Genomic DNA, 3,405 nt, shown 5'->3' with positions numbered 1-3,405 from the left:
TCGGGGCTCTGCCCCATCGCGATCGCGCGGCCACCGTTGCGCACCGCCCACTCGAACATGCCGATGTCATTGCGACCGTCACCGATGACGAGCACGTGCGCCGGGTCGAACCCGAGCTCCGTGCGCACCATCTCCAGCGCGGTCCCCTTGTCGACACCCTGCGGCGCGATGTCGAGCCACGCGGTCCAGCCGACGGCGTACGACACCTCGTTCAGGCCGATGCGCTGCACGAGCTCCAGGAAGTCGCCGTCGGTGTTCTCCGGCGAGATCACGACCACCCGGCTCACCGGCTTCGCGGCGAGTTCCTCGAACGGCACCCGGTCGGCCTTCCCCAGGTTCCAGTCATCGACGTAGTCGGTGTACAGCCGATGCCCGTCGGGCAGTTCGACCATGTAGTGCGCGTCGGGCAGGTGCTCGCGCAGCAGGGTCAGCACCTCGTGCGCGTCGAAGGACTCGGTGTGGTGCAGCGCATACTCGTGGGTGGCGGCATCCACCCGGCGAAGGATCGCCGCCCCGTTCGCGCACACCACGAAGTCCGGCGCGATGTCAAGCCTTCGGAGAATCGGCTTCGTCGCGTCCCAGCTGCGTCCGGTCGACAGCATCACCTCGTGCCCCGCGGCGACCGCGTGGGCGACCGCATCCACGACCCCCGGACTCATCGACTCGTCTTCGAGGATCACCGTGCCGTCGATGTCGAGAGCGATGAGGACACGCTCCGGAGTGCCCTCACCCCACACGCCTGCGCGCGCGAGCTCTTCGACCGTCGCCGCCGCATCGGATTCCGGCTCGACCTCGACCCCGCCGGGCTCGGGCAGCGCGTCCGAACTCACGCGATCGGCTCCATGACCTCGAGGCCGCCGAGGAAGGGTCTCAGCACCTCGGGCACGGTCACCGATCCGTCCTCGCGCTGATGTGTCTCCAGCAGCGCGACGATCCACCGCGTGGTCGCCAGCGTGCCGTTCAGCGTTGCGACCGTCTGCGTCTTGCCGCCCTCATCGACCGGAAGGCGGTGGCGGATATTGAGGCGACGCGCCTGATACGTCGTGCAGTTCGAGGTCGACGTCAGCTCGCGGTACGCGTCTTGGGTGGGCACCCACGCCTCGACGTCGAACTTGCGCGCCGCGCTCGAGCCCAGGTCGCCGGCCGCGACGTCGATCACGCGGTAGCTGAGACCGAGGTCCTGCAGCATCGCCTCCTGCATCTGCACGAGACGATCATGCTCGGCCTCGGCAGCATCCGGTGTCGTGTAGATGAACATCTCGAGCTTGTTGAACTGGTGCACCCGGATGATGCCGCGGGTGTCCTTGCCGTACGACCCGGCCTCGCGGCGGTAGCACGTCGACCAGCCGGCGTAGCGCTTGGCGCCCGCGGTCAGATCGAGGATCTCGTCCATGTGGTAGCCGGCCAGCGGAACCTCGCTCGTGCCGACGAGGTAGAGGTCGTCCTCCTCGAGGTGGTAGACCTCGGCGGCGTGCTGGCCGAGGAATCCGGTGCCGCGCATCACCTCGGGCCGCACGAGAGTCGGCGGGATGAGCGGGATGAAACCCGCCTGCAGCGCCCGGTCCAGCGCGAGGTTCATCAGCGCCATCTCGAGGCGCGCACCGATGCCGGTGAGGAAGTAGAAACGACTCCCCGACACCTTGGTGCCGCGCTCCATGTCGATCGCGCCGAGCTTCTCGCCGAGTTCGAGGTGGTCCCGCGGCGTGAAGTCGAAGGTCGGCGGCTCACTGTGCGTCCGCAGCGTGACGAAGTCGTCTTCACCACCGGCCGGAACCCCGTCGATGATGATGTTCTCGACGGCGGCAAGTGCTTCGTCAGCCTGCTGCTCAGCCTCGGTGACGGCCCGCTGCGCCTGCTTGACCTTCTCGCTCAGCTCCTTGGCCTGAGCGACGAGGCCCGCCTTCTCGTCCTTGGGCGCCTGCGCGACGGCCTTGCCGTGGGCGTTCTGCTCGGCGCGGAGCTGCTCGAAGGTGGCGATGGCCGTTCGCCGCACCCGATCGGCTTCGAGCGCCGCATCCACCGTGTCTGCCGAGGAGCCACGGGCTTCCTGCGAGCGCTTGACCAGGTCGGGGTTCTCACGCAGCAGCACCGGATCGATCACGCGCCCAGTCTAATCAGCCGCCGACGACCGACCGGCCGCGGTGATCCGCAGCCCGACAGCGCGGCACGCGCATCCGCGCCCCCTAGTGTGGTGCCCATGGCCCAGGCTTCGGATACGCCCCGAGAGCACGACGATCCTGCATCCGGCGCGCCCGACATCGTCGAAGCCGCGAAACCGGACGACGTCGCGCGGGAGCCCGAGGACATCGCGCCGGACACCGCCGACGGCGAAGGCGAAGCGCGCCGCGTCGACGAAGAGGGCGTCACCGAGCCCATGGGCGGCGGTGCGGAGCGCCCGGCCCCGAAGGCGGCCCTCGTGTACAACCCCATCAAGGTCGACCAGGATCGTCTGCGCAAGGCCGTCGCCCACGAGTCCGAGAAGGCCGGCTGGTCGGAGCCGCTGTTCTACGAGACGACCGTCGACGACCTCGGCGACGACGTCACCCGGCAGGCACTGAAGGCCGGCGCGACGACGGTGCTCGTCGCGGGAGGGGACGGCACCGTTCGCGCCGTCTCCGAAGCCATGGCGGGCACGGGGGTGCCGATGGCGATCATCCCGAGCGGCACCGGAAACCTGCTCGCCCGGAACCTGCGCCTCCCCCTCGACCGACCCGAGCCGATGATCCGCGCCGCGTTCACCGGAACGCAGGTCGCCATGGACATCGGCTTCGCGGTGCTCACCCGCGACGACGGGTCCACGAGCGAGCACGGCTTCGTGGTCATGGGGGGAATGGGCCTCGACGCGGCGATGATCGCCAACACGAACCCCGACCTGAAGAAGACCGTCGGGTGGGTCGCTTACGTCGACGGCGCGGCCCGGTCCCTCGCGAGCGCCAAGCCGTTCCGGGTGATGTACGAGATCCCCGGTCACAAGCTGCACGCTACGCGCGTGCAGTCGGTGCTCTTCGCCAACTGCGGTCGCCTGCCGGCGGGTCTCGACCTCATCCCCGAGGCGTCGATCAACGACGGCGCGCTCGACATCGTCGTGTTCCAGCCCAAGGGGCCGCTCGGATGGCTGCTCGTGTGGCGCCGCGTCGCGTGGGACAACAGCGTGCTGCGACGGTTCCGCGCCGGGCGCCGGGTGCTCCAACTGCGCACGAAGGACAGCGCGGTGCGCTACTCGCGGGGCGTCGGACTGCACGTCGGCGCCGGTGCCGCGCATCCGGTGCAGCTCGACGGCGACGAGTTCGGCGACGCCGTGCGGGCGGATGTGCGCATCGACGCCGGTGCCCTGACCATCGTCGTGCCGGCCGGCCACGACACCTCCCGCCTCTGACGCGCGTCGAAAGGCACGGCGGTCAGCAG

General features: G+C 69.6%; 3 protein-coding genes. 1 reads left to right on the top strand and 2 read right to left on the bottom strand.

All coding sequences use genetic code 11. The annotated features are described in order from the left end of the window. Nucleotides 1-830: HAD-IIB family hydrolase (locus tag B4E30_RS08020; RefSeq protein ID WP_286794582.1), on the bottom strand; the 830-nt coding region annotated here is incomplete at its 3' end. Further along, nucleotides 827-2,101 (bottom strand): serine--tRNA ligase, encoded by a 1,275-nt coding sequence (gene serS, locus B4E30_RS08015; protein WP_194384526.1) that lies wholly within the window; start codon nt 2,099-2,101, stop codon nt 827-829. The genes serS and B4E30_RS08020, both read right to left, overlap by 4 nt. A gap of 96 nt (nt 2,102-2,197) precedes the next feature. Between serS and B4E30_RS08010 the strand changes: the two genes are divergently transcribed. Further along, nucleotides 2,198-3,376: a diacylglycerol/lipid kinase family protein gene (locus tag B4E30_RS08010; protein ID WP_348670281.1), complete on the top strand. Its 1,179-nt coding sequence runs from the start codon at nt 2,198-2,200 to the stop codon at nt 3,374-3,376. Nucleotides 3,377-3,405: the final 29 nt, after the last annotated feature.

The organism is Microbacterium sp. UBA3394 (assembly GCF_002358725.1).
Lineage (GTDB): Bacteria > Actinomycetota > Actinomycetes > Actinomycetales > Microbacteriaceae > Microbacterium > Microbacterium luteum.
This window is presented reverse-complemented; position numbering and strand designations above follow the sequence as displayed.

Bases quoted from the DNA above. Each gene is read 5' to 3' on its own strand.
- B4E30_RS08010 (WP_348670281.1), top strand. From the start codon at position 2,198: ATGGCCCAGGCTTCGGATACGCCCCGAGAGCACGACGATCCTGCATCC.